The sequence below is a fragment of the Micromonospora sp. M42 genome (genome assembly GCF_000568915.1).
Taxonomy (GTDB): Bacteria; Actinomycetota; Actinomycetes; order Mycobacteriales; family Micromonosporaceae; genus Micromonospora; species Micromonospora chalcea.
Map to the genome: position 1 here is coordinate 3,111,941 of NZ_KK037233.1, position 1,953 is coordinate 3,113,893.

Sequence of the window (1,953 nt, forward strand, 5' to 3'; positions counted from 1 at the left end):
TGCCGTGGGCGGTCACCCGCGAGGGCCGGGCGCAGGGCGGCCGTCCCCAGGCCGGACGGGGCGCGGCGGTGGGGACCGCACCACGTGCAGTCCCGGGCCCGCCGGCCACTGTCCCAGCCAGGTCGCCAGATGGAGGAAGACCCGCCGGTCGAGCACGTGATCATGGTACGCCGGGCCGGACCGCCCGTGCTCGCGTAATCAACTGATCCCACCGGGGTTGAGACCCGCGGCGGACGGGTAGTGGGGCGGCACGCCAGCGACGGATGACGATGTGTGGTCCGGCGGAGGGCCGCAGGAATCTGACGCTTCACGGGAACCCGAGGCATCGACCCTGCGTCATATTCATTTCCATACATGGACAAGTTTCTCTGGGACGGTAGTGGTCATGCCTCACGAACCGAATGACCGATTCCAGCAGGACCCGGAGCGGAGCTGGCGGGCCGCCGGCGACGCCGGACGCTTCCCGGCGCAGCGGGCGTACCGCGAAGCCCGCAGCCGGGGGCTCTCCTGGGCCGAGCTGAACACGCAACCATCGGGCGCCGCCGCCTGGCGCGGGTCGGCGGCCGCCTGACGCACCAATTTCAAGCGCAGATTGGTGCGCAGATCCAGCACTTCCTGGTGTACGGTCGAACGCATGACCCGCATCACGGTGGACGTCAACGATGAGTGGCTGGAGTCCGCCCGCGAGGTGCTGGGCACCGACACCAAGGTCGCCACCATCAACGCCGCGTTGCACGCCTTCGCCGTCCGGCGGCAGGCGAAGGAGATCGTCGCCGCGTTCGATCAGGTCGAGATGGACTTCGCCGAGTCGGACGAGGGCTGGCGTTACGGCGGTGGGCGCGACTTGAGCCGGCTCGCCGAGGACGCCCGCGACGGCGAGGCCGCGGCCTGATGGCCGGCCAGGTCTACCTGGCGGACACGTCGGTGTACGTGCTTCAGGCTCGGCACCAGGCCGTCCGGAAGCGCTTCGAGACGCTGCTGGCAGAAGGGCGCCTCGCCGCGTGCCAGATGACCTCGCTGGAATATCTGAACAACGCCCCCACACCGAAGGGATACGAGATCCTGTGGCAGGCGCTCCGGGGACACCGCTGGCTGGATGTCACCGCCGAGGCGATGGACCGCGCCATGGCGGTGCACCGCCTACTGGCCGCCGAGAGCCAGCACCGCAACTTTCGGCTGCCTGATCTGATCATCGCGGCGACCGCCGAGCTGCACGGTGCCACGGTGCTGCACTACGACGCCGACTACGACCGGATCGCCGCGCTCACCCACCAGCCCACCGAGTGGGTCGCCCCGAAAGGCAGCCTCTAGGAACGCGGGCGGCGACACACCGGCCGGGCGTGCGTACCGGTCTTCGCACACCTGTGCGGTAGCGTCTTGTGGTCCGATTTCCGGCCTACGACAGGAGAAGCTCCGCGCATGGGCAAGAAGACGATCCACGTCTCCGACTTCACCGGCCAGGTGCTGAGCGCCGACGACGAGGTGGTCAAGGTCGTCGTACTGGAGCACCCGGACCTGGTCGCCGGGCCCGTGCAACTGGACGCCACCCCGGTCGACGTGGAGAGCATCGACGACGCGGCACTGGACGTCGCGGTGGTGGAGATCCACGACCGGCACGGCCACGGTGAGCCGCGCCGGGTGGTGCTGACCGCCAGCGAGTTCGACGCGATGGCCACCGACGTGCCGATGGCGCAACTGCTGCGTACCGCCGAGCGGGTCAAGCCGCCCAAGGCACGCCGCGCCACCGAGAAGATCGACTACGGCACCATCGAGCACGCCGGGCGCCCGCACCGCGGCCGCGTCACCGAGGAGGAGGCCCGGCTGGTCCGGGAACGCCTGGACGAGGTGAACAAGCGCCTCGCCGACGCCGGCATCCGCCAGGTCGACCCGGCCGACCCGGAGCACGCGGCCCGCTACGGGTTCCCCACCGCCGACTGACACACGCGGGCCGGG

The 1,953-nt window shown here is 70.3% G+C and carries 4 protein-coding genes and 1 pseudogene; 4 read left to right on the plus strand and 1 reads right to left on the minus strand.

The window, feature by feature from the left end; all coding sequences use genetic code 11:
* Positions 1-156 (minus strand): annotated as a pseudogene (locus MCBG_RS35205) (GNAT family N-acetyltransferase); the annotation flags it as partial.
* Positions 157-385: 229 nt separating this feature from the next.
* On the opposite strand from MCBG_RS35205, the gene MCBG_RS13980 reads away from it, so the two are divergent.
* From MCBG_RS13980 to MCBG_RS13995, 4 genes are all read left to right on the plus strand, one after another.
* Entirely contained in the window at positions 386-571 is a 186-nt protein-coding gene (locus tag MCBG_RS13980; RefSeq protein WP_043330580.1) for a hypothetical protein, read from the plus strand.
* A gap of 63 nt (positions 572-634) precedes the next feature.
* On the plus strand, positions 635-892 hold the full coding sequence (locus MCBG_RS13985) for a type II toxin-antitoxin system VapB family antitoxin (protein ID WP_043326097.1): 258 nt from the start codon (positions 635-637) through the stop codon (positions 890-892).
* A complete protein-coding gene (locus tag MCBG_RS13990; protein ID WP_043326099.1) occupies positions 892-1,311 on the plus strand; it encodes a PIN domain nuclease in 420 nt (139 codons plus the stop codon). The genes MCBG_RS13985 and MCBG_RS13990 overlap by 1 nt, the downstream gene beginning before the upstream one ends.
* Positions 1,312-1,419: 108 nt before the next feature.
* Entirely contained in the window at positions 1,420-1,938 is a 519-nt protein-coding gene (locus MCBG_RS13995; RefSeq protein WP_043326101.1) for a hypothetical protein, read from the plus strand.
* The last annotated feature ends 15 nt before the right edge of the window (positions 1,939-1,953 follow it).

What these genes read in the sequence shown, in the direction of transcription:
- MCBG_RS13990 (WP_043326099.1), top strand. Translation starts at nt 892, where the DNA reads ATGGCCGGCCAGGTCTACCTGGCGGACACGTCGGTGTACGTGCTTCAG.
- MCBG_RS13980 (WP_043330580.1), top strand. Translation starts at nt 386, where the DNA reads ATGCCTCACGAACCGAATGACCGATTCCAGCAGGACCCGGAGCGGAGC.
- MCBG_RS13985 (WP_043326097.1), top strand. Translation starts at nt 635, where the DNA reads ATGACCCGCATCACGGTGGACGTCAACGATGAGTGGCTGGAGTCCGCC.
- MCBG_RS13995 (WP_043326101.1), top strand. Translation starts at nt 1,420, where the DNA reads ATGGGCAAGAAGACGATCCACGTCTCCGACTTCACCGGCCAGGTGCTG.